Source organism: Micromonospora sp. LA-10 (assembly GCF_051853095.1).
Lineage (GTDB): Bacteria > Actinomycetota > Actinomycetes > Mycobacteriales > Micromonosporaceae > Micromonospora > Micromonospora echinospora_A.
In genome coordinates this window covers 5,800,536-5,823,264 of the sequence record NZ_CP195710.1, presented here as the reverse complement: position 1 = coordinate 5,823,264, position 22,729 = coordinate 5,800,536, and the positions used below count along the sequence as shown (strand labels likewise).

18 protein-coding genes are annotated in these 22,729 nt (G+C 73.6%); 4 read left to right on the top strand and 14 right to left on the bottom strand.

Annotation, left to right across the window (positions count from 1 at the left end; all coding sequences use genetic code 11):
• Positions 1-76: 76 nt before the first annotated feature.
• Positions 77-1,528, bottom strand: a complete 1,452-nt coding sequence (argG, locus tag ACSDG8_RS27425; protein ID WP_116507134.1) for an argininosuccinate synthase — start codon at positions 1,526-1,528, stop codon at positions 77-79.
• Between the two features lie 45 nt (positions 1,529-1,573).
• On the bottom strand, positions 1,574-2,413 hold the full coding sequence (locus ACSDG8_RS27420) for a TrmH family RNA methyltransferase (protein ID WP_307856109.1): 840 nt from the start codon (positions 2,411-2,413) through the stop codon (positions 1,574-1,576).
• 74 nt (positions 2,414-2,487) lie between these two features.
• On the opposite strand from ACSDG8_RS27420, the gene ACSDG8_RS27415 reads away from it, so the two are divergent.
• The gene (locus tag ACSDG8_RS27415) at positions 2,488-4,320 is read left to right on the top strand and encodes a thiamine pyrophosphate-requiring protein (RefSeq protein WP_210942489.1); all 1,833 of its coding nucleotides are present in this window, start codon (positions 2,488-2,490) and stop codon (positions 4,318-4,320) included.
• A 4-nt stretch (positions 4,321-4,324) separates the two neighbouring features.
• On the opposite strand, the gene ACSDG8_RS27410 is transcribed toward ACSDG8_RS27415, so the two are convergent.
• The 4 genes from ACSDG8_RS27410 to ACSDG8_RS27395 form a co-directional block, all read right to left on the bottom strand.
• Positions 4,325-4,885 (bottom strand): dihydrofolate reductase family protein, encoded by a 561-nt coding sequence (locus ACSDG8_RS27410; protein ID WP_210895113.1) that lies wholly within the window; start codon positions 4,883-4,885, stop codon positions 4,325-4,327.
• 125 nt (positions 4,886-5,010) lie between these two features.
• Complete coding sequence (locus ACSDG8_RS27405; RefSeq protein ID WP_210895112.1) at positions 5,011-8,154, bottom strand: AfsR/SARP family transcriptional regulator; 3,144 nt, start codon at positions 8,152-8,154, stop codon at positions 5,011-5,013.
• Between the two features lie 161 nt (positions 8,155-8,315).
• A complete protein-coding gene (locus ACSDG8_RS27400) occupies positions 8,316-9,623 on the bottom strand; it encodes a hypothetical protein (RefSeq protein ID WP_210895111.1) in 1,308 nt (435 codons plus the stop codon).
• A gap of 10 nt (positions 9,624-9,633) precedes the next feature.
• Positions 9,634-10,731, bottom strand: coding sequence for a TOMM precursor leader peptide-binding protein (locus ACSDG8_RS27395; protein ID WP_439427338.1), 1,098 nt, complete (start codon positions 10,729-10,731; stop codon positions 9,634-9,636).
• A gap of 336 nt (positions 10,732-11,067) precedes the next feature.
• Between ACSDG8_RS27395 and ACSDG8_RS27390 the strand changes: the two genes are divergently transcribed.
• Positions 11,068-11,685, top strand: a complete 618-nt coding sequence (locus tag ACSDG8_RS27390; protein ID WP_307856110.1) for a thymidylate kinase — start codon at positions 11,068-11,070, stop codon at positions 11,683-11,685.
• A gap of 45 nt (positions 11,686-11,730) precedes the next feature.
• On the opposite strand, the gene ACSDG8_RS27385 is transcribed toward ACSDG8_RS27390, so the two are convergent.
• From ACSDG8_RS27385 to ACSDG8_RS27370, 4 genes are all read right to left on the bottom strand, one after another.
• Positions 11,731-13,932: a transglycosylase domain-containing protein gene (locus tag ACSDG8_RS27385; RefSeq protein WP_247678676.1), complete on the bottom strand. Its 2,202-nt coding sequence runs from the start codon at positions 13,930-13,932 to the stop codon at positions 11,731-11,733.
• 90 nt (positions 13,933-14,022) lie between these two features.
• Positions 14,023-14,826 (bottom strand): hypothetical protein, encoded by an 804-nt coding sequence (locus ACSDG8_RS27380; RefSeq protein ID WP_210895108.1) that lies wholly within the window; start codon positions 14,824-14,826, stop codon positions 14,023-14,025.
• 129 nt (positions 14,827-14,955) lie between these two features.
• Positions 14,956-16,062, bottom strand: coding sequence for an SPFH domain-containing protein (locus ACSDG8_RS27375; protein WP_210895107.1), 1,107 nt, complete (start codon positions 16,060-16,062; stop codon positions 14,956-14,958).
• A gap of 5 nt (positions 16,063-16,067) precedes the next feature.
• A complete protein-coding gene (locus ACSDG8_RS27370; RefSeq protein WP_210895106.1) occupies positions 16,068-16,541 on the bottom strand; it encodes an NfeD family protein in 474 nt (157 codons plus the stop codon).
• Positions 16,542-16,639: 98 nt separating this feature from the next.
• On the opposite strand from ACSDG8_RS27370, the gene ACSDG8_RS27365 reads away from it, so the two are divergent.
• Positions 16,640-17,950 (top strand): serine hydrolase domain-containing protein, encoded by a 1,311-nt coding sequence (locus ACSDG8_RS27365; protein WP_439427337.1) that lies wholly within the window; start codon positions 16,640-16,642, stop codon positions 17,948-17,950.
• 237 nt (positions 17,951-18,187) lie between these two features.
• Here the strand turns inward: ACSDG8_RS27365 and ACSDG8_RS27360 are convergent, their stop codons facing one another.
• The gene (locus ACSDG8_RS27360; protein ID WP_210895104.1) at positions 18,188-19,000 is read right to left on the bottom strand and encodes a DUF3097 domain-containing protein; all 813 of its coding nucleotides are present in this window, start codon (positions 18,998-19,000) and stop codon (positions 18,188-18,190) included.
• A 161-nt stretch (positions 19,001-19,161) separates the two neighbouring features.
• On the opposite strand from ACSDG8_RS27360, the gene ACSDG8_RS27355 reads away from it, so the two are divergent.
• A complete protein-coding gene (locus ACSDG8_RS27355) occupies positions 19,162-19,956 on the top strand; it encodes a hypothetical protein (RefSeq protein WP_210895103.1) in 795 nt (264 codons plus the stop codon).
• A gap of 17 nt (positions 19,957-19,973) precedes the next feature.
• Here the strand turns inward: ACSDG8_RS27355 and ACSDG8_RS27350 are convergent, their stop codons facing one another.
• From ACSDG8_RS27350 to fabI, 3 genes are all read right to left on the bottom strand, one after another.
• Positions 19,974-20,753, bottom strand: coding sequence for an HAD-IIA family hydrolase (locus ACSDG8_RS27350; protein ID WP_073831343.1), 780 nt, complete (start codon positions 20,751-20,753; stop codon positions 19,974-19,976).
• 33 nt (positions 20,754-20,786) lie between these two features.
• Entirely contained in the window at positions 20,787-21,818 is a 1,032-nt protein-coding gene (locus ACSDG8_RS27345; RefSeq protein ID WP_210895102.1) for a ferrochelatase, read from the bottom strand.
• Positions 21,819-21,953: 135 nt separating this feature from the next.
• Positions 21,954-22,721, bottom strand: coding sequence for an enoyl-ACP reductase FabI (gene fabI / locus ACSDG8_RS27340; RefSeq protein WP_210895101.1), 768 nt, complete (start codon positions 22,719-22,721; stop codon positions 21,954-21,956).
• Positions 22,722-22,729 lie beyond the last annotated feature (8 nt).

Sequence of the window (22,729 nt, the reverse complement as noted above, 5' to 3'; positions counted from 1 at the left end):
GCTACCCTGCGTCACCAGCGTTGCCGAGGGCCGCACCGGCCGGCTCGCCGGGGAGGACGAGCCGGACGGTGGTGGATCAGTCGACGCCGAACTCCATGGCGGCCCGGTCGAGCGCCTCGTCCTCGGCGGTGGGCACGCCCCGGGAGGCGATGGCCTCGGCACCGCCCTGCGGCATGGCGCCGATGAGCCCGGTCGAGGCCGCCTGGGCGGCGCCCACGACCCGCTGCGGGTTGCCGCCGCCGACCATGCCGACGGAGGCGTACTGCTCCAGCTTGGCCCGGGAGTCGGCGATGTCCAGGTTGCGCATGGTGAGCTGGCCGATCCGGTCGGCCGGGCCGAACGCCGAGTCCTGGGTGCGCTCCATCGACAGCTTGTCCGGGTGGTAGCTGAAGGCCGGGCCGGTGGTGTCGAGGATCGAGTAGTCCTCGCCCCGGCGCAGCCGCAGCGTGACCTCGCCGGTGACCGCCGTGCCGACCCAGCGCTGCAGCGACTCGCGCAGCATCAGCGCCTGCGGGTCCAGCCAGCGGCCCTCGTACATGAGGCGGCCGAGGCGGCGGCCCTCGTTGTGGTAGTTCGCCAGCGTGTCCTCGTTGTGGATGGCGTTGACGAGCCGCTCGTACGCGGCGTGCAGCAGCGCCATGCCGGGGGCCTCGTAGATGCCCCGGCTCTTGGCCTCGATGATCCGGTTCTCGATCTGGTCGGACATGCCCAGGCCGTGCCGGCCGCCGATGGCGTTGGCCTCCAGCACCAGGTCGACGGCGCTGCCGAACTCCTTGCCGTTGATCGTCACCGGGCGGCCCTGGTCGAAGCCGATGGTGACGTCCTCGGTGGGGATCTCCACGGACGGGTCCCAGAACTTCACGCCCATGATCGGCTCGACCGTCTCGATGCCGGTGTCGAGGTGTTCCAGCGTTTTCGCCTCGTGGGTGGCGCCCCAGATGTTGGCGTCGGTGGAGTACGCCTTCTCGGTGCTGTCCCGGTAGGGCAGGCCGCGCTCCAGCAGCCACTCCGACATCTCCGTGCGGCCGCCCAGCTCGGTGACGAAGTCGGTGTCCAGCCACGGCTTGTAGATCCGCAGCTGCGGGTTGGCCAGCAGGCCGTAGCGGTAGAACCGCTCGATGTCGTTGCCCTTGAACGTCGAGCCGTCGCCCCAGATCTGGACGTCGTCGGCGATCATCGCCCGGACGAGCAGCGTGCCGGTCACGGCACGGCCCAGCGGGGTGGTGTTGAAGTAGGCCCGCCCGCCGGAGCGAATGTGGAAGGCGCCGCAGGTCAGCGCCGCCAGCCCTTCCTCGACCAGCGCGGCGCGGCAGTCGACCAGCCGGGCGACCTCGGCGCCGTAGGTGTGGGCGCGGCCGGGCACCGAGGCGATGTCGGGCTCGTCGTACTGGCCGATGTCGGCGGTGTAGGCGCAGGGGACGGCGCCCTTGTCGCGCATCCACGCGACCGCGACCGAGGTGTCGAGGCCGCCGGAGAAGGCGATGCCGACACGTTCGCCGATGGGCAGGGAGGTGAGAACCTTGGACACAAGGAAGATTATGCACGGTCTCGCATGGTCATGCAAGCCGGTCCGTCAGAGCGGGTCGTCGCGCCCCAGCTCCCAGAACGCCACCGCCGCGGCGGCGGCCACGTTCAGCGAGTCCACGCCGCGCCGCATCGGGATCACCACCCGCACGTCGCTGGCGGCCTGCGCCGCCGCGGTCAGCCCCGGCCCCTCCGCCCCGAGCAGCAACGCCGCCCGCTCCCGCTGCGCCGGGGTCAGCCGCTGCATCGGTACGGCATCCGGCGCGGGCGTCATCGCCAGCACCGTGAACCCGGCCGCCCGGACCTGGTCCAGCCCGCCGGGCCAGCTGTCGAGCTTCGCGTACGGGACCGCGAACACCTCGCCCATGCTGACCCGCACGCTGCGCCGGTACAGCGGGTCGGCGCAGGTCGGAGAGAGCAGCACCGCGTCGACGCCGAGCGCGGCCGCGCCCCGGAAAACGGCCCCCAGGTTGGTGTGGTTGTTGACGTCCTCCAGGATCACCACGCGGCGGGCGGCGGCCAGCACCTCGTCGGCCGACGGCAGCGGCCTGCGGTGGAACGACGCGAGCACGCCCCGGTGCACGTGGAAGCCGGTGGCCCGCTGGAGCACCTCCGGCGTGGCCGCGTACACCGGGGTGTCGCCGGTGTCCAGGTCGGCGAGCTGGTCCACCCGCTTCGCGTCGACCAGGTACGACCGGGCCGGGTAGCCGGCCCGCAGCGCCCGCCGCAGCACCAGTTCCCCCTCGGCGATGAACAGCCCGTGCGGCGGTTCCCAGCGGGTACGCAGCTCCACGTCGGTGAGCGCGCGGTAGTCGGCGATCCGGTCGTCGTCGGGGTCGGTGATCTCGTGGACGGGCACCAGGCGATTCTGCCCGGCCCGCCCGGCCACCCCGGCACGGGCCGGGTTTCCGCCGCCCCGGGCGGGGAAGGGAGCCGGAGGGCCGACGCGACGGAGGGACCACGATGGGCGCGGATCACGACGGCAACCTCCCCCGCGACGCCACCGTCGCCGACTACCTGGTCGCCCGGCTCGCCGAGTGGGGCGTGCACCGCTACTACGGCTACCCGGGCGACGGGATCAACGGCATGACCTCGGCGCTGCAACGCGCCGAGGGGCGGGCCCGGTTCATCCAGGTCCGGCACGAGGAGACCGCCGGTTTCGCGGCCGGCGCGCACGTCAAGTACGGCGGCGGCCCGCTCGGCTGCGTGGTGGTGACCAGCGGCCCGGGCGCGATCCACGCGCTGAACGGCCTCTACGACGCCAAGCTCGACCACCAGCCGGTGGTGGCGCTGCTCGGGCACACCGCGCTGCCCGCCGAGGGCGGCGGCTACTACCAGGAGGTGGACCTGCTCTCGCTCTACAAGGACGTGGCCTCGGCCTTCCTGGCTCAGCTCGACGACCCGTCCCAGGCCCGGCACCTGGTGGACCGGGCCTGCCGCACCGCGCTGGCCCGGCGTACCGTGACCGCCCTGGTCCTCCCCTCCGACGTGCAGGACCTGCCGGCGGTGCCGCACCCGCCGCACGCGCACGGCTACTACCACACCAGCGCGGTGCCGAGCAGCGAGCCGACGGTGCCGCCGGAGGCCGACGTGCGCCGCGCCGCCGAGGTGCTGCGCGGCGGTGAGCAGGTGGCGATGCTGGTCGGGCAGGGCGCGCTGGGCGCCGAGGACGAGGTACGCCGGATCGCCGACCGGCTCGGCGCCGGGGTCGCCACCGCGCTGCTCGGCTTCGCCGCCGTCGACCACCGCCAGCCCTGGGTGACCGGCGCGATCGGTCTGCTCGGCAGCCGCCCCAGCTGGCAGCTCATGCGCGAGTGCGACCGGCTGCTGATCGTCGGCAGCCAGATGCCGTACTCGGAGTTCTACCCACCGGAGGGGCAGGCCCGGGCGGTGCAGATCGACATCGACGGCACCCGGATGGGGTTGCGCTACCCGACCGAGGTGAACCTGACCGGCGACGCCGGGCCGACGCTGCGCGCCCTGCTCAAGGAGCTGGGCCCGGGGCCGGGCCCGACCGCCTGGCGGGCCACGATCGCCGACGCCACCGGCAAGTGGCGGGCCGCGCAGCGCGAGGTCGCCGCCCAGCCCGCCGACCCGGTGAACCCGCAGTCGCTGTTCACCTCGCTCGACGACGCGCTACCCGGCGACGCCATGCTCGCGGTGGACTGCGGCACCGCCACCGCCTGGTACGCCCGCCACGTGCGCGTGCGCCCCGGCATGCTGGCCAGCCTCTCCGGCACGCTGCTGTCCATGGGCGGCGGCATGCCGTATGCGCTGGCGGCGAAGTTCGCCCACCCGGACCGCCCGGTGATCGCGCTGCTCGGCGACGGCGCGATGCAGATGAACGGCGTCAACGAGCTGATCACGGTGGCGAAGTACTGGCGGGAGTGGTCCGACCCCCGGTTCGTGGTGCTCGTGCTCAACAACCGGGATCTGGCGTTCGTCAGCTGGGAGCAGCGGTCCGGCGAGGGCACGCCGATGTTCCCGGACAGCCAGGACCTGCCGGACGTGGCGTACCACAAATGGGCGGAGGTGCTGGGCCTCGGCGGCGAGCTGGTCGACTCCCCCGCCCGGGTGGACGGCCTGTGGCAGCGGGTGCTCGACGCGGACCGGCCGGTCGTGGTCAACGCGGTGGTGGACCCGGCCGAGCTGATGCTGCCGCCGCACTTCACCGCCGAGCAGGCCCGCAAGACCGCCGCGGCGATGCTGCGCGGGGACAGCGACCGGGCCGGCATCGTGCGCCGCGGCGTACCGGCCGCGCTCGCCACGTACCGGCCCCGCCGCCGGGGGCGCTGACCCGTCAGGCCCGCTCGTAGCGCAGCAGCACCGACCGCCCGTCGAAGGCGCGCGTCCCGGCCAGCCGCAGGCTCTGCCGGGGCAGGCCGGGCAGCACCTGCCGCCCGCCGCCGAGCACCACCGGGTGCACGATCACGTGGAACTCGTCGACCAGGCCGAGCGCGGCCAGCGCCGTCGCCGCGCCGGTGCCGCCGGTGACCAACAGGTCGCCGGGGAACCGCTCGCGGACCTCGGCGAACTCCTTCGCCAGATCGCCGCCGCCGACCACCAGGGCGCCGTGGCCGGCCTCGGCGAGCGTGCGGGAGACCACGACCTTCGGGGTACGCCGCCAGATCGGCACGAACGCCAGGTCGTGCGGATGGTCGGAGATCGACTCGACCTGCGGCCAGTAGGCGGCCATCATCTCCCACACCCGCCGCCCGTAGACGAAGGCGGAGGCCCGCTCGGCCAGGTCGATCGAGTACGCCGACAGCTCCTCCCCCATCTGCGGCCAGTCGAATTCGCCGTTCGGCCCCTCGATGAAGCCGTCGACCGACGTGTGCACCCCGTAAATGACAGTGCCCATGATGTGTTCCTCCGCGTTGCGGCGCGTCCCGGTCGGGCGCGCTCGCCGGTGGGTCGGAGCCGGCAGGCCGGATCCGACAACCCGGTCGCGCCGATTGTCGGCCGGGCCGGCGGCTCCCGGTCAGGTTACGGTCCGGCCAGCCGCCGTTCGATCTCGTCCGCCGTGGCAGTGGCCCCGATCCGGGCGGCCACCTGGTGGGCGCGCCGCCAGACGTCCCGGGCGGCCTCGGCCCCGGTCAGCCGCTCCACCGCCCGGGCCAGGTCCATCAGTGCCTCCAGCTGCAACGGCGGGCTCGCCGTCAGGTCGTCGGCCGCCTGTTCGAGCAGGACCCGCGCCCGCGCCGGCTCGCCCGACATCAGGCTGATCCTCCCCTGGGCGTACCGGGCATAGGCCAGATACGCCGCGGCCCGCGTCTCCCGGGCCTGCGTCAGGGCGGCGTCGGCGTACCCGGCCGCCTCGCCCAGCCGGCCGTGCCCGGCGAGCATCGCGGCGACCTCGCTGAGCAGCGCCACCTCACCGAGCCGGTCACCGTGCCGCCGGACCAGATCCACGGCTTCCAGGTACGCCGCCCGGGCCTCGTCCACCGCGCCACGGTGGTCGTGCCAGCGGCCCGACGCGCGCAGGCCGAACGCGAGCGGCCGGGGCGTGCCGGCGGCCCGCAGCAGTGCCACCGCCCGTTCGAGCGTCTCCCCGGCGGCCGGATCGCCCTCCTGCAACTGGAGGATGCCGAGCCGGACAAGTTTCGGTCCGGCGCCCACCTCGTCGCCGGCCTCCTGGTAGAGCTCGATGGAGCGGACCAGGCTGGCGCGTGCCGACGCCCGGTCCCCCAGTCCCTCGTACACCTGGTTCTCGACGCCGGCGATGTCGGCCCGCAGCCAGGGCTGGGCGAGCGGCTCGGCCGCCGCGGCCGCGGCCTGCGCGTAGCCGAGCGCGGCCTCCAGGTCACTGCGAGACAGGGCCGCGAACGCCACGCAGAGCCGGAGCCGGGCGGTCCCCTCCGGGTGCCGGCGGCGCTCGGCGGCCGCCAGCCCGGTCTCGGTGACCCGGGTCAGCTCGTCCAGCCGGGCGTCCACGAAGAGGTAGTAGTCGCAGTGCCAGGCCAGCGCCCAGGCGTAGTCCTCCAGGCCGGGTGTCGCGGCGGCCTGCTCGATGACGGCGAGCAGGGCGGCCCGTTCGGCGCCGAACCAGCGTTTCGGGTCGCGCAGGTGCTCACCGGTGGGCGCCGGTGACCTCGGCAGGTCGGCGACGATGACGGCGCCGCCCTCCTGGCTCAGCGCCACCCGGGCCTGCTCGGTCAGGGTCAGCCAGGCGCCGAAGACGCGTCGCAGCACCTCCGGCCGCTCCCCCGGCCCCTCCTCCCGCGCGGCGCGCTCCCGGGCGAACGCGCGGACCAGATCGTGCAGGTGGTAGCGGACCTGGCCCAGCTCGTCCGGCCCGGTCACCTCGACCAGGTTGGCCTCGACCAGACCGGTGACCGCGTCCGCCGCGCTCGCCTCGTCGTCGAGCAGCACGCCGGGCAGCCACGGCGGGGCCCGGTCGAGGTCCAGCACCGCGAACCGGCGCAGCAGCCGGCGGGCCGGCGCGTCCAGCGCCACGTACGCCGAGTGGAACGCCGCCCGTACGCTGCGGTCCGCGCGGGTGAGATGGTCCAGCCGGTGCGAGAGTTCGGCGAGCTGCGCCGCCGCCTGCCGCAGCGACAGCACGCCGGGTATCGCCAGCCGGGCGCCCGCGATCCGCACCGCCAGCGGCAGCAGCCCGCAGTGGTGGACGACGTCGGACGCGGAGCCGGGCTCGGCGGCGACGCGGTCCGCGCCGATGATGCCGGCGAGCAGCCGCAGCGCGTCCGCCTCGGGCAGCGGGTCCAGCCGCAGCTGGTGGGCGCCGTCGACGTCGACCAGCGCGCGCCGGCTCGTGATCAGCACGACGGTGTCCGTCCCAGGCAGCAGCGGGCGCACCTGCGCCGCGTCGGCCGCGTTGTCCAGCAGCACCAGGCCGGGCCGCTCGGCCATCGCCCCCCGGAACAGCGCGGCGCGTTCCTCCAGGTCCGCCGGGATCTCCGCGCCGGGCACGCCGAGCGCCCGCAGGAACCGCCCGAGCACCTCGACCGGGGGCGACGGATGCTCGTGCCCGTTCAGGTCGACGTACAGGTGCGGACCGGGGTACTCCGGGCCGAGGTGGTGGGCGATCCGAACCGCCAGCGCGGTCTTGCCGACGCCGGGCAGGCCGCTGATCGCCGTCACGGCGACCGCCGGTCGTTGCGGAAGCCACGCCAGGACCGCCGTCAGCTGCTCCTCCCGGCCGACGAAGTCGGTGAGGCCGGCCGGAAGCATCCGGACCGGTGGGCGTCCGGCCCACTCCCCCGCAGCGTCAGAGGCTTCGGTGCCGACCGCATCGGGGACGTCGTCAGTGGCGGCGGACCCGTGCGGTCCGGCGGACCCCTGCGGCCCCTCCGCCGGGCGCGGTCCGGAGGCGGGCGGGCGGTCCTGCGGCGCGACGACCGGCACCGCGTCGGCCGCCGCCCGCAGGCTGGGGTCGTTGCGCAGGATCAGGTCGCGCAGCCGGGTCAGCTGCGCCGTCGGGTCGACGCCGAGCTCCTCGGCCAGGCGGCGGCGCAGCTGGTCGAACCGGTCCAGCGCCTCGCCCTGCCGGTCCGCCAGGTAGAGGGCCCGCATGAGCTGACCCACGAGCGATTCCCGCCAGGGGTACGCCTCGACCAGCTCGGTGAGCCGGCCGATCACTCCGTCGTACCGGCCGAGGCCCAGCTCCAGGCCGAGGCAGCGCTCGACCACAGTCATCCGCCGTTCGTCGAGCCGCTGCGCCGCCGCGGTGAGCGCCGGCGTACGCAGGCCGTCGAGCGCCGGACCGCGCCACATCGCCAGCGCGGCGTGCAGCTCGGACACCGCCTCCTCCGCGGCGCCGCCCCGGTCGAGACTCTCCTCGGCCCGGCGTACCCGTTCCTCGAAGACGTCCAGATCGAGCTGACCGTCGGCAACGGTGAGCAGGTACCCGGAGCCGTGGGTGGCGATCACGTCGCCGGGCAGACCGGCGGCACGCAGCGCCCGTCGCGCCGCCGCGACCCGGTTGCGGACCTGGACGTCCGCGCTCGCCGGCGGATGGCCGCCCCACGCGGCGTCCATGAGACGGGACACCGGGACGATCCGGTTGGCCTCCAGCAGCAACGCGGCGAGCATTGCCTGACTGCGCGGGCCACCGACGCGGACCGTCCGATCGTCGAGGCCAACCTCGACCGGGCCGAGCAGCCGAAACATGACCGCCGGCACCATTCGCTCCCCCCGAAGCGCGCGGACCCGGGCGACCACTTCATGATCGCCCTCCGGCCCACCCTAGACGAGGTCGCGCGAGGTCAGACAGTGGCGCGTCCCAGCGGTGGCCGGGGGGACCCACCACTGTGTCCGGTCGTCGCCGCCGGTCAGCCGATCGGCTCCGGCGCGGTCTGCGGCGCCGGGCCGGAGGTGGCGCGCGTCCGGCGTCGTCGGGCGTGACGGCGGTAGAACGTGACCAGGAAGATCGCCTGGAGCGTGCCCTCGACCAGCAGGACGACCGCGCCGTCCACGGCCGCGAGCAGGCTTCCGCCGGTCGCGCCGGCCAGCACGGCCGAGCCGGCCTGGATCGCGCCGTGCGCGACGATCGGGATTCCGAACAGGACGAAGCTGGACAACGCGACGGCGCTGCCCGCCACCACCGCCAGCGCGTAGATCCGTACCGCGCGCCGCTCGTGCGGCGGCAGGACGGCCGTGGGATCCCCGGCGGACGCCGCCACCCGGCCGGGAAACGCCGCGTGCAGACCCCGGCGCAGCAGGTGCCGGGCGTACGCGAAACCGTCCTGGAACAGGTTGCGGCACCGCAGCAGGTCCAGCAGGACGAAGTAGCAGTCGGTGCGCATGTAGACGTGCAGTTGCAGCGCCATCGACATGACGACCACCAGGACGACTGCGGACAGCAGCCCTTCGGCAAGCGGATGCGGGCGGGCGTACGCCATCACCAGCAGCGCGGCGCACACGACGGCGAAGTCCCAGAGCACCCCGCTGAGATACACGCGGTACCGGTAGCGGCGCGGCACCGACCAGATCGCCGTCACGTCGGTCTCCAGGACCAGGTGGTGCAGCCGGGTGGCGAAGCGGATCCGGGCCGGCGCGTCCAGCGAACGGGCCGCCACCAGGTGACTGAACTCGTGCAGCACTGCCGTCACGGAGAACAGCGCGGTGTTCACGAGCACGGCGAGACCGACGTAGCCGGTCCAGAAGAAGTCCCGGTACGAGGGCAGCAGTTCGGGACGGCGTACCACTGTGGCCAGCGTCGCCGCGACCAGCGCGAGGTAGGCCACCTTCGCCGCGGGGCCGAACAGCCAGCGCACGTGCCGGGCCCGCAGCCAGGGCAGGTGCGGCCGGTCCTCGCGGCGGGCGCCGCCGGTGGGCCGGCCGTCTACCTCGGCCACCAGGCCCGCCTCCCGCAGCGCGAGCACCAGGTCCACGAGGTCGAGGTCCACGTCGTGGTCGGCGGCGATCCGTTCCTCGGCCACGCCGATCGGCGCTCCCCCGTCGAGCAGCTCCACGGCGCGGGCGCCGATCGCGGGCAGCTCCACGAACTCGCCGACCTCCGGCCGGCCCACCACCACCGAGTCCGGGTCGTCGTCGGACGGCCGGATCCGCAGCGGGTGGAACCGTACCCGCGACGCGGTGCCCAGGTCCGGCGCCGCCTCGACGCCGGTGGTCGTCATCGCCCGGTCCTCACGCGCCGCGCGGACCGCACGAGGGGCAGTCCGGGTCCCGCGGCACGTCGATGAAGTAGTGGTGGTCCCAGCGCGCGGCGTTCTGGTGGAAGACCCGCCCGGCGACCTGCTGAGGCAGCCCGCCGAGGTGGTAGAGCACCTCCAGCGCGCAGAGGTGACCGGTCACGTTCGCGGTGGCGGCGATCACCGCGTTCGGTCGTTCCCCGCCGCGCAACGGCGTGCCGTCGGTCTGGATCTCGTGCTTGTCCGGCCGCCGCCGCAGGCAGGTGTAGCACCCGGTGCGACCCGGCATGAACGAGCCGACCACCGTCATCGGCCCGGTGTAGAGCGCCATGAACCACGGCGTGCCGGTCCGCAACGCCGCCTCGTTCGTCCAGTCCTGGATCTGGTCGACGGGCCGGTCCGCGCAGAGGACGAAGGCGTCCCGCCCGTTCATCAGCGGCACCAGATCGTCGGCGGAGCGGACCCGGCACTCCTCCCCGGTGACCTCGACGTGCGAGTTCATCGCCCGCAGCCGGTCCACGGCGACCTTCACCTTCGGCTGGCCGAGGTCGCTCTCGGTGTAGAGCAGCTGGCGGGTCAGGTTCGGCTGGTCGATCACGTCGAAGTCGGCGCAGTGCAGGCCGCCGACGCCGCTGGCGACGAGTCCGGCCGCGACCGCCGTACCGGTGCCGCCGAGACCGAGTACGGCGACCCGGGCCCGCCCGATGCGCGCCTGCACGTCGAAGGGCGAGCGGCGCGGCTGGGTGTCGATCCAGGCGTAGAAGTGCCGGGCCCGGTCGTAGCGCTGCGCGGCCTCCACGGTGAACCCGTCGGGCAGCGGGGCCGCCGCGTCCTCGACGAAGCCCTGCGCGATGAGCTGGTCCACCACCTCGCGGACGCTCTCGTCGTCGATGCCCGGGTGCGTCTCGGCGAGGTCCTCGCAGACCTCCCACACGTACCGGGTGCCGTCGAGCAACGTCAGGATGCGGGCGATCGTGCCGTCCTCGTCGTCCTGGATCTCCGAGGCGACGCCGTACTGCATCAGACCGATGATCAGCCGGTTCCCCGGCAGCGTGTAGGGCTCGTGGACGCTCTTGATGCGCGGCTTGAGCATGGGTACCGCAACCTCACTAACGCTCGGCGGAAGGCGGGAAAGCGGCACCCCGGCCGCCGGGCGTGCGTGATGGCGACCGGGGTGCCGGCGGCGGATCAGGCGCCGTTGCTCTCGCGGATGACGGTGGTCTCCAGCCGCTCCAGCTTGCGGACCTTCAGCGAGAGCTTCTTCTTGCCGGCCTGCTCGATCGTGGCCTTCTCCATGGACGCCTCCTCGATTCGGGTACGCCTTCCGCGATACCGCGGAAGACGAGCCCAAGCCTGTCGCCAAGCGTCATCGGTCGATCACAAGTCGATCATCAACGGCCGTTGGCGGGCGCCGCTAGCATCCGGGTACGTGACCCGACCGGTAATGATCGCGTTGATCGGCGTCGACGGCTCCGGCAAGACCACCCAGGCGAAGGCGCTGGCCGAACGGCTGCGCCGGCGCGGTGTCCGGGCGCGGTACTTCGAGAACGCCGGTGGGAGGCCACTGTGGAACCGGCTGGCCCGGGCGCTCGGCCGGACGGACGGGGTGGCGCTGTTCGGCCGTACCGTCTATCCGGCGCTGGAGGCGACGGTGCGCGCGGCGGCGATGGCCCGGACCGTGGCGGTGGCCCGCCTGACCGGCCGGGTCGCGGTGCTGGACCGGTGGACCTGGTGCCAGGACGTGATCATGGCGGCCCGGGGCGACCGGGGACGGCGGGTGGCGCGCGCCGCGTACGCCGTGTTTCCGCGCCCGGCGGTGGTGTGCTTCCTGGCCACCTCGCCCGAGGTGGCGCAGCGGCGGGTGGCCGCACGGGGTATCGACACCGAGGAACTGGCGCACCTGCGCGCGCTGGACGCCGCGTACCGGGCGCTGCCGGAGTTCGGCTCGTTCGTCACGCTCGACGGCGACGCCACCCTGGACGAGGTGGCCGCCGCGCTCGACGCGGCGGTGGACGCCGTCGTGGGCGCGGGTGGGGTGCGGTGTTAAGAAGGGGCCCTTCCTCTACCGGAGGCGTTAAGAAGGGGCCCTTCCTTAACCGCGCTCGCGCAGCCAGCGGAGCACGTCGGAGGGCAGCTCGCGGTCCTCGCGCTGCTCGCGGCGGTCCGGCTCGGTCCGCCGGGGCGGCTGCGGACGCTGCGGGTCGCCGACGAGCTTCCGGCTGGGGGCGGTGAAGTCGCGCACCGGCTCGCCGGTGACCGCCGTCCTGATGGTCCGTGCCACCGCGTCGATCACCTTCGCCTGCACGGCGGAGCCGACCAGGTCGGTGACGTCGTCCGGGTTGGCGGCGATGCCAGCCACGGCGACCTGCGGGGTGTACCCGACGAACGTCTCGGTGGCGTTCCGCTCCGAGCTGCCGGTCTTGCCGGCGACCGGGCGGCCCACGATCCGGTCGACGGCGGTGGCGGTGCCGCCGTTGCACTGCTCGAACGCGGACTGCTGGCCGACCGGGCAGCGGGCCGCGTCGGTGGCGGCGCGGGCCACGTCCGGTTCGAGGACCCGCTTGCACTCCGGCTGCCCCACGTCGACGGCGCTGCCGTCGGGCGTGGTCACCGAGACCACCGGCAGCGGCGTGCAGTACGTGCCCTCGGCGGCCACCGTCGCGTACGCGTTCGCCAGGTCGAGCGGGGTGGTGGCGGCCACGCCCAGCGTGAACGCGCCCCAGTCGGCGGCGTGGTCGCGGGCGAACGCGGCGTCGGAGCCGGCCCGGAAGGTGATGCCGAGGCGCTGCGCCATCTCCACCACCTTGTCCTCGCCGACCTGCTCGGCCAGCCAGACGAAGTACGTGTTGACGGAGCGGCCGAAGCCGTCCCACATCATCCGGTAGCCGTCCATCCACTGCGGGTTGGCGTTCGCCGGGCACCAGGTGCCGTCGCAGTTGCCCTCGTCGTCCGAGGCGTACCGGGTGGGCAGGCGGCTCGGGGCGTCGAAGCCGGTGGACAGCGGCTTGCCGGCCTCCAGCGCGGCCAGCATGGTGAACATCTTGAACGTCGAACCGGCCTGGTAGCCGTCGACGCTGGCGCCGCCGGAGATCAGCGGGTTGACCGTGTTCGGGTAGTTGGCCTGCCCGGCGGGGTTGTCGTCGAGGCTGTAGTGCCGGTTCACCGCCATGGCGAGCACCCGGCCGGTGCCGGGCTCGACCGCCGCGATCGGCAGCGCGCGCTTGTTGCCGTACCCGTAGACCTTGGTGGCCTGCTCCTGCGCGGTCTCCTGGATCTTCGGGTCGAGCGTGGTGACGACCCGGTAGCCGCCCCGGCGCAGCGCCTGCTCGCGCTCCTCGGGGGTGCTGCCGAAGGCCGGCTGGGTGAGCCACCACCGGCGCAGGTAGTCGCAGAAGAAGCCCCAGTCGTCGTGGCCCTGGGCGGTGGCGGTGCAGCCGTTGGGCTGGGCGGTCGGGCGCAGCGTGGGCGCCTGCGCCTTCGCCGCCGCGGCCTGCTGGGCGGTGATCGCGCCGGTCTCGGCCATCGCGTCGAGCACGTACGCCCGGCGGACCAGCGCCTGGTCGAGGTCGCCGTCGATCGGGCTGTACGCCTCCGGCGACTGGACCAGACCGGCGAGCAGCGCCGCCTCGCCCAGCGTCAGGTCGGCCGGGGCCTTGCCGAAGTAGCGCTGGCTGGCGGCGGCGACGCCGTACGCGCCGGAGCCGAAGTACGCGATGTTCAGGTAGCGGTTGAGGATCTCGTCCTTGGAGAGCGACTGCTCCAGCGCGTTCGCGTACCGGATCTCCTGGAGCTTGCGCCCGACGGTCTGCTCGGTGGCGGCCTGCCGCTCCTCCGCGGTGCGGTTCGGGTCGGTCTTGAGCACGTTGCGGACGTACTGCATGGTCAGCGTGGAGCCGCCCTGCTCGGTGCCGCCGCCCTTGACGTTCGCCACGAGCGCGCGGGCGATGCCGCGCAGGTCCGCGCCGCCGTGCGAGTAGAACCGCCGGTCCTCGGCCGCGATGATCGCCTGCCGCATCACCGGTGCGATCTCGTCCAGCGCCACGTCGGTGCGGTTGACGTCGTAGAACGTGGTGATCAGCGTGGTGCCGTCGTTGGCGTAGAGGTAGGAGCGCTGCGGCTGCACGGGGGTGCGCAGCGCGTCGGGCAGGTCCGCGTACGTGCCGAGCGCCGCCCGGGCGGCGAACCCGCCGAGCAGGCCGGCGGGAAGGGCGGCGACCGCGAGGACGAGCCCGGCGAGCAGGCCGGCCAGCAGCACGGTGAGCAGCCGCGACAGGGGCGACCGGGGAGACGGCATGGACTCCAGGATTGCCACGGATGCCGCCTACCGGCCACCTCGCCAGGCAACTGTCAGTTACCTCACGGCGACTGTCCAGCTCCGAACCGGTCAACCGGCCCCGAGTGGGCCCTTCGGTGACGGGGGCGGCACGGGTGCGGCGGCGACGCTGGCGGCGGCCGCGTCCCGGGCGATGGTCTCGGGCACCAGGCGGCCGCTGCGGTAGCCGATGCCGATGCCGGCGACCAGCACGAAGATCGCGCCGAACGTCTGGAGCGAGCCGATCAGCGCGCCACCGAGGCCGAGCAGCGGGGCGGCGATCATCAGCATGGTCCCGTCGCCGTAGGAGAACATCCCGGACCGGGCGACCGACCAGCCGGTCAGGAACCAGCCCACGCTGTAGAGGGTCGCGCCGAACAGCACGATGCCGCGCGCGGTCACGCCGAACACCGGCGTCTGCTCGGCCAGCCCGGCGAACGGCAGCATCAGCACCATCCCGCCGATGCTGGCGAGCAGCCCGGCCAGCGCGACGCGGCGGCAGCGGGTGGCGGCGAGCAGGCCGGTGAGCGCGAGCAGGGCGAGCAGCCCGAGCCACACCGAGGCGACCCAGCCGACCAGGTAGAGCGGCCGGCCGTCGGCCGGGTACGGGTCGTTGCCCACCCCGCCGTCGCTGGCCATCGCCACCAGGCCGTAGAGCACCGCGTACGCCGGCAGCAGCCAGACCGCCGCGCGGGCGAACCGGCGGACCGACCAGGCCCAGGTCGCGTCGGTGGCCGGCGCCCCGCGGCCGGGCTCGGAGACGAACGGCAGGACCCCGAACCCCCCTCCGGTACGCCGGGAGCCGATCGGTCCGGCGGGGTCGTGCGCGCCGGGGACCGGGGTACGGGAGAACAGGCGGTTCGCCGGGTCCTTCATGCCTCACCTCGTTCGCGCCGCGGGCGGCCCGGGACGCGCAAACGGCGCTCCGGCCCTGCTCACCACCCGTCCTGAAACCGATGGTGGCAGCCGCCGGAGCGCCGTATGAGGGATTCTCGGATTTGCCGGTCAGCCCCGCTCGCGCTGGTCCGCCGGGTCGTTCACCAGGCTCGCCGGCGAAACCGGCTCCGGCGCGGGCAGGCCCTGCGGGGCGTTGCCGCCGGTGGCCTGCGCCTCCGCCACTCGTACCTCGTCGTGGATCTCCTGGGCCGCGATGGCCGCGGCCTGGGCCGCCTCGGCGGCCTCCCGCTCGACCTCGCCGGCGCTCTTGGCGGCCTCCGGCGACGGCTGGTCGCCGACCATGTTGGCGAGCCCGCCCAGCGCGCCGCCCATGCCCTCCAGGGCCTTGGTCAGCTCGGTCGGGACGATCCAGACCTTGTTCGCAGTGCCGTTGGCGATCTGCGGCAGCGCCTGGAGGTACTGGTAGGCCAGCACCTTCTGGCTCGGGTTGGCGGTGTGGATCGCGTCGAAGACGGTACGGATCGCCTTCGCCTGGCCCTCCGCCTGCAGGATCCGGGCCTGCCGGTCACCGTCGGCGCGCAGCACCGCGGCCTGCTTCTCACCCTCGGCGGTGAGGATCTGCGACTGCTTGTGGCCCTCGGCGTTGAGGATCGCGGCACGGCGGTCCCGCTCGGCGCGCATCTGCTTCTCCATGGAGTCGCGGATGCTCGGCGGCGGCTCGATCGCCTTGATCTCGACCCGGGTCACCTTGATGCCCCAGCGGCCGGTGGTCTCGTCCAGCACGCCGGACAGGTGCCGGTTGATCTCCTCGCGGCTGGTCAGCGCGCGCTCCAGGTCGAGCGAGCCGATCACGTTACGCAGCGTGGTGACGGTGAGCTGCTCGATGGCCTGGAGGAAGTTGGAGATCTCGTAGGTGGCGCGAACCGAGTCGACCACCTTGAAGTAGAGCACCGTGTCGATCGAGACGACCAGGTTGTCGGAGGTGATCACCGGCTGGGGCGGGAAGCTGACCACCTGCTCGCGCATGTCGACCTTGGTACGCACCGCGTCCACGAACGGCACCAGCAGGTTCAGGCCCGGGTTGAGCGTGCGCTTGTACTTACCGAGCCGCTCGACCACGTCCTGCCGCTGCTGCGGCACGATCCGCACCGCCTTGAACAGCGTCACCACACCGATCAACGCCACCGCGATCATCAGGATCGCCAGAAACTCCATACCGTTCACCTTTTCGCTTCGGGCAGCTCGCCCGGGGTGGAAATGTCGTCCTGCCACACCAGGGCGGTAGCGCCCCGGACCTTGATCACCTGCACGTGCTCACCCTCGGCGTACGCGCGCGTCGCGTCGTACGAGCGGGCCGTCCACAGCTCACCATCAATCTTGATCATGCCGCGCTCGGAGTCGACCGGCTCCAGGACCACAGCAGTGGCCCCCTCCAGCGCCTCGATCCCGAACGGCTGCTCCCCGGTCTCGATCGCCGGCCGCGCGTGCCGCCGGACCACCGGACGGACCACCGCCACCGACAACGCCGACACCACGGCGAAGATCACCGCCTGCAACGCCACCGGCGCACCGAGCGCCGCGGCGCCGGCAGCGGCGAACGCTCCGACCCCGAACATGATCAGGAAGAGCGTCGTCGTAAAGATCTCGGCGACCGCTAATACCACACCCAGAACGATCCAGAACACGGCGTCCACGAGAACAATCCTGACACGTCAACGCACGTGTCATCGAACTGTCATGATCGCTAGGCTCGGCTCGGCGTACCGCGCCCACCGCCGACGAGGAGGACGACATGGCCCTGCTGCCCGAAACCGCGCGTCAGGTGGACCTGCTGGTCGCCCGGGCCCAGGCCGAGGGGCGGGGCCCCTCGCTCGCCCTCGGCGTGATCCGCGACGGCCGGCTGGCGCACCTGGCCGTCGCCGGTGAGACGCCCCGCCCCGACGCCGACCTCCAGTACCGGATCGGCTCGATCACCAAGACCATGACCGCGGTGCTGGTGATGCAGCAGCGCGACGCCGGCCGGCTGGCGCTGGACGACCCGCTGGACGCGCACCTGCCCGGCACCCCGGTCGGCTCGGTGACCGTCCGCCAGCTCCTCGGCCACGTCAGCGGCCTGCAACGCGAGCCGGACGGCCAGTGGTGGGAGCGGACCGAGGGCGCGGACCTGCCGACGCTGCTCGCCGGGCTGACGCCGGACAAGATCGCCCACCCGCCGCACTTCGTCTACCACTACTCGAACCTCGCGTACGGGCTGCTCGGCGGCGTGCTGGAACGGATCACCGGCACGCCCTGGGCGGAGCTGCTGACCGAGCGGCTGCTGGCGCCGCTGGGCATGCGCCGCACCACGTACCACCCCACCGAGCCGTACGCCCGCGGCTACGTCGTACACCCCTGGCACGAGACGCTGCGGGAGGAGCCACTCACCGACAGCGGGGCGATGGCGCCGGCCGGGCAGCTCTGGTCGACCGTCGAGGACCTGGGCCGCTGGGCGTCGTTCCTGGCCGACCCGGACCCGGCGCTGCTCTCCCCCGCCACGCTCACCGAGATGTGCGCCCCCATGGTGATCAACGACCTGGACACGTGGAGCGGCGGGCACGGCCTCGGCGTGGAGCTATACCGGGTCGGCGACCGGGTGCACGTCGGGCACGGCGGCTCGATGCCCGGGTACGTCGCCGGCCTGGCCGTGCACCGGCCTACACGCACCGCAGTGGTGAACTTCGCCAACTCGTACGGCCTGCGCGGCCACCACATCGGCGCGCTCGACCGGGAGGCGCTCACGCTTGTGCTGGACGCCGAACCGGCCGCGCCCACCCCCTGGCGCCCCGCCGACCCGCCCGCCGCTGACGTGGCCGCGCTGACCGGCCGCTGGTGGTGGATGGGCGGCGAGTACGAGTTCCGCGTCGACGCCGCCGGTGACCTGGTCGGCGGCCAGGTGGGCAGGCCGCAGCTGCGCTTCACCCCCGAAGGCCCGGACCGGTGGCGGGGCCGCTCCGGCTCCCAGGACGGCGAGATCCTCACCGTGATCCGCGACGGTTCCGGCACCCCGGTGGCCCTGGACATAGCTACCTTCGTCCTGACCCGAACCCCCGAAGAACTCCCCTAACCCCCGCCGCTTGCGGTCCGCCCAGCCTGGCTTGGCTGGCCCGCCGATCTTGCACTCGCAGCCCTCAATTCACCCCGTTATGACCGATCTGCCCTGGCCACAACTGCAAGATCGGCGCGCCGCCCGCCGGCGCACGGCGGGTCCGGGGGCGACCGTGACCGGCGCAGGGATCAAGCCTGACCGCCCGGAGCCGGGCACGGTCGCCCCCGGACCCCCACCGCAACCACTCGCGACCGGTCAGACAGGCTCGGTGACGAAATCGATCAGACGCTCCATCGCGTTGATCAGCGGCGTCTCCACGTCCGCGAAACTGTCCACACGCGACAGGATGTGCCGCCACATGTCGGCCGGCTCGGCCACCCCGAGCGCCGCGCAGACGCCCTCCTTCCAGGGCTGCCCCGGCGGCACCACGGGCCACGCCGCGATGCCCAGCGCGGCCGGGCGTACCGCCTGCCACACGTCGACGTAGGGGTGGCCGGTGACCAGCACGTGCGGCGAGTTCACCCGGGCCACGATCCGGCTCTCCTTCGACCCGGGCACCAGGTGGTCGACGAGTACGCCGAGGCGGCGGCCGGGGCCGGGCGCGAACGCGCGTACCTCGTCGGCGAGCGCGTCGATGCCGTCCAGCGGTTCCACCACCACACCCTCGATGCGCAGGTCGTCGCCCCAGATCCGCTCGACCAACGCCGCGTCGTGCACGCCCTCGACCCAGATCCGGCTGGCCTTGGCGACCTGCGCCCGTACGCCGTCCACAGCGATCGACCCGGACGCGGTACGGCGGCGCGCCGCGGGCACCGGGGCACGGGCCGGACGCCGTAGCGTGACCGGCCGCCCGTCGAGCAGGAACGCGGCGGGCAGCAGCGGGAAGTTGCGCCGCCGTCCGTGCCGGTCCTCCAGCACCACCGCGCCGGCGTCGAAGCCGACGACCGCGCCGCAGAACCCGGAGTCGGCGTCCTCGACCACCAGGTCGGGTTCGGCGTCGACCTCGGGGGTCACCTTCCGTCGCCGCCAGTCGCCGGCCAGCACGTCGCCGTCGTATCGCCCCGCCATGCCGGAGACGCTAACCACGACCTCGGCGTGTCGCTCGCCGACGCGCCGACCGGGCCGTCATCCGTCGGCACGAAACGGTGCGAAGGGGTTAGTTGGGGGCAGGTCGCGCCACCGGAGCGGCAGCCGAGACAGCAGCGGCGCGGAGCACGTACCCTTTCGGCATGTCCTCCCCCGCAGCGGGCGCGGCCACACTGGCTCCGCGCCGGTCGAGCCGGTTCGTCGCCTGGGTGCGTGCCTGGCGAGCCGGCCTGGTGCCGTTCGACGAGGTGGCCGACGCGGTCGCCGGCGACGAGGAGCACCTGGTCGCCGACGCGCCCGGCACCTGGACCGACGTGTCGCTGCGGGAGGCGCTGCCCACCCTGGCCAAGCACTCCCCGGACGACATCCGCCTGGTGCTGCCCGCGCCGGGTGACCCGCGCGGCCTGCCCGGCCCGGGCGCGTTCGCCGGGGCGGCGCTGGTGGCCGGCGAGGCGGTGGTGGCCAGCGGCATGGGGCTGGTGCCGGAGGTCCGCACGCACACGTCCGGGTCGGGGATGACCTGGGAGACGGTGCTGTGGCGGGTCCACCCGCTGCCGGCGGACGCGCCGAAGGCGTCCCTGGCCACGCCCGGCGCGGCGGAGGCCGAAGCGGAACTGTCCGCCGTGCTCGCCGAGACGACCGCCACGCTGACCCGCCTCGACGTCGCGCAGTGGCGGCCCGAACTGGCCGGCGCGCTCGCCGCGCTGCGCCGCCCGGACGGAGGCACCGACCTGCCGCCGGGCTTCGACCCGCGGGCCCGCCGGCTGTTCGCGCGCGCCGCCGTACTCGATCGGGTGCTGGCCCTGGCCGGGGAGAGCGCGCCCGGCGGCGCGGTGAACACCTACGAGGCGCAGCAGCGCGACGCGGCGCTGCGGCCGCTGACCACCGCCTGCCGGCAGGCGCTGGTGGCCGCCTGCAACGCGCCGCTGCGGCTCTAGCGCCGCAGACCCCCGGCTCAGACCTCGTCGATCAGGTCGGCCACCGAGTCGACGATCCGCGACGGACGGTACGGGTACCGCTCGGCCTCGGCCCGGCTGCTGATGCCGGTGAGCACCAGGATCGTCTCCAGGCCGGCCTCCAGCCCGCACAGGATGTCGGTGTCCATCCGGTCGCCGATCATCGCTGTCGACTCGGAGTGCGCGTCGATGGTGTTCAGCGCCGAGCGCATCATCATCGGGTTGGGCTTGCCGACGAAGTACGGGTCGACGCCCGTCGCCTTGGAGATCATCGCGGCCACCGAGCCGGCCGCCGGCAGCGCGCCCTCCATCGACGGGCCGGTGGCGTCCGGGTTGGTGCAGATGAACCGGGCGCCGTCGTTGATCAGCCGGATCGCCTTGGTTATCGCCTCGAAGCTGTAGGTGCGCGTCTCCCCCAGCACCACGTAGTCCGGGGCGAAGTCGCTGAGCACGTACCCCACCGCGTGCAGGGCCGTGGTCAGGCCGGCCTCACCGATGACGTACGCGGTGCCGCCCGGCCGCTGGTCGGCCAGGAACTGGGCGGTGGCCAGCGCGGAGGACCAGATCGCCTCCTCCGGCACGTCCAGCCCCATCCGGCCGAGCCGGGCCCGCAGGTCACGTGGGGTGTAGATGGAGTTGTTGGTCAGCACCAGGAAGGGCTTGCCGGAGGTGCGCAGCTTCTTGACGAACTCCGGTGCGCCCGGCACCGGCTGCCCCTCGTGCACCAGCACGCCGTCCATGTCGGTGAGCCAGCTCTGCACCGGCTTACGGTCAAGCATCGTGTCGTCCCCAGGGGTGTCGTCGGGTCGGGCTCAGGGCCGGCGCGCCGGGGGCACGCAGCACAACGCCGGGCAGGTGTCCCAGGCGGGCAGCTCGCCGAGACGGCGGCGCAGCCGCTCGCTGTCCGGGGCGGTGCGCTCCAGCACCAGTTCGCGGACCATCGACACGAACCGCGGGTCGACGCCCGGCGTGCCGGCCCGCACGAAGTCCAGGCCGAGCTGCTTGGCCGTCTCCAGCGCCTCGGTGTCCAGGTCCCACACCACCTCCAGGTGGTCGGAGACGAAGCCGATCGGGCTGACCACCACGCTCGTCACGCCCTGCTCCGGCAGGGTGGCCAGGTGGTCGTTGACGTCCGGCTCCAGCCACGGCACCTGCGGCGGGCCGGACCGGCTCTGCCAGACCAGGTCGTACGCCAGGTCCGGCGCGGCCGCGGCGTGCACCAGCCGGGCGACCTCCTCCAGCTGGGCGGTGTAGCGGCCGCCGTGCGGGCCGGCGGAGGCCGCTGCCGACATCGGTACGGAGTGCGCGGTGAAGACCAGCCGGGTGCTGTCCCGCTTCGCGGGGTCGAGCTGGGCGAGCGCGGCGCGGACCGCGTCGGCGTGCGGCTCGATGAAGCCGGGGTGGTCCCAGAACTGGCGCAGCTTCTCGATCAGCGGTGCGTCCGGGCCGACCGCGGCGCGGGCCGAGGCGATGTCCTCCTGGTACTGCCGGCAGGAGGAGTAGCCGCCGTACGCGCTGGTGACGAACGCCAGCGCCCGGGTGATCCCGTCGTCGCGCATCCGCGCCACCGTGTCGGCGAGCATCGGGTCCCAGTTGCGGTTGCCCCAGTAGACCGGCAGGTCGACGCCGTTGGCGGCGAAGTCGTCGCGGATCGCCGCGAGCAGGTCGCGGCACTGCTGGTTGATCGGCGACACCCCGCCGAAGTGCTGGTAGTGCTCGGCGACCTCGGCCAGCCGCTCCGGCGGCACCCCCCGCCCCCGGGTCACGTTCTGCAGGAACGGGAGAACGTCCTCGGGCCGCTCCGGGCCGCCGAAGGAGACCAGCACCAACGCGTCGTACGCCATGAGGACCATTGTTCCTCGCCCGCCGTGACGGCGTGGCGACGCCCCCTGGTCGGCGCGGTGACCACCCGGGCATGGGGTGTTAAGAAGGGCCCCTTCCTATGCGCGAGGCGTTAAGAAGGGGCCCTTCCTTACATCTCAGGCGCCGATGGCGTGGTAGCCGCCGTCGACGTGGACGATCTCGCCGGTGGTGGCCGGGAACCAGTCCGACAGCAGCGCCAGGCAGGCCCGGGCGGCCGGCTCCTGGTCGGTGAGGCTCCAGCCCAGCGGGGCCCGCTGGGTCCAGGCGTCCTCGAACTGGTCGAAGCCGGGGATGGACTTCGCGGCGATGGTGCGCAGCGGGCCGGCCGCGACCAGGTTGCTGCGGATGCCCTGCTTGCCCAGGTGCAGCGCCAGGTAGCGGGAGGCGGACTCCAGCCCGGCCTTGGCCACGCCCATCCAGTCGTAGACCGGCCAGGCCTTGGTGGCGTCGAAGGTGAGGCCCACCACGGCGCCGCCGGAGGACATCAGCGGCAGCGCGGCCATGGCCAGGGACTTGTACGAGAAGGTGGAGACCTGGAGCGCGGTGGCCACGTCCGCCCACGGGGCGTCGAGGAAGCCGCCGCCGAGGCAGCTCTGCGGGGCGAACCCGATCGAGTGCACCACCCCGTCGAGGCCGTCGACGTGCTCGCGCACCTTGTCGGCCAGGCCGGCCAGGTGCTCCTCGTTGCTGACGTCCAGCTCGATCACCGGCGCGGGTTCGGGCAGCCGCTTGGCGATCCGCTCCACGAGGGAGAGCCGGCCGTAGCCGGTGAGCACGACCTGGGCGCCGTTCTCCTGGGCGAGTTTCGCCACCGAGAAGGCGATCGAGGCGTCGGTGATGACGCCGGTGACCAGCAGTCGCTTACCGGCGAGAAGTCCGGACATTGCGTGTC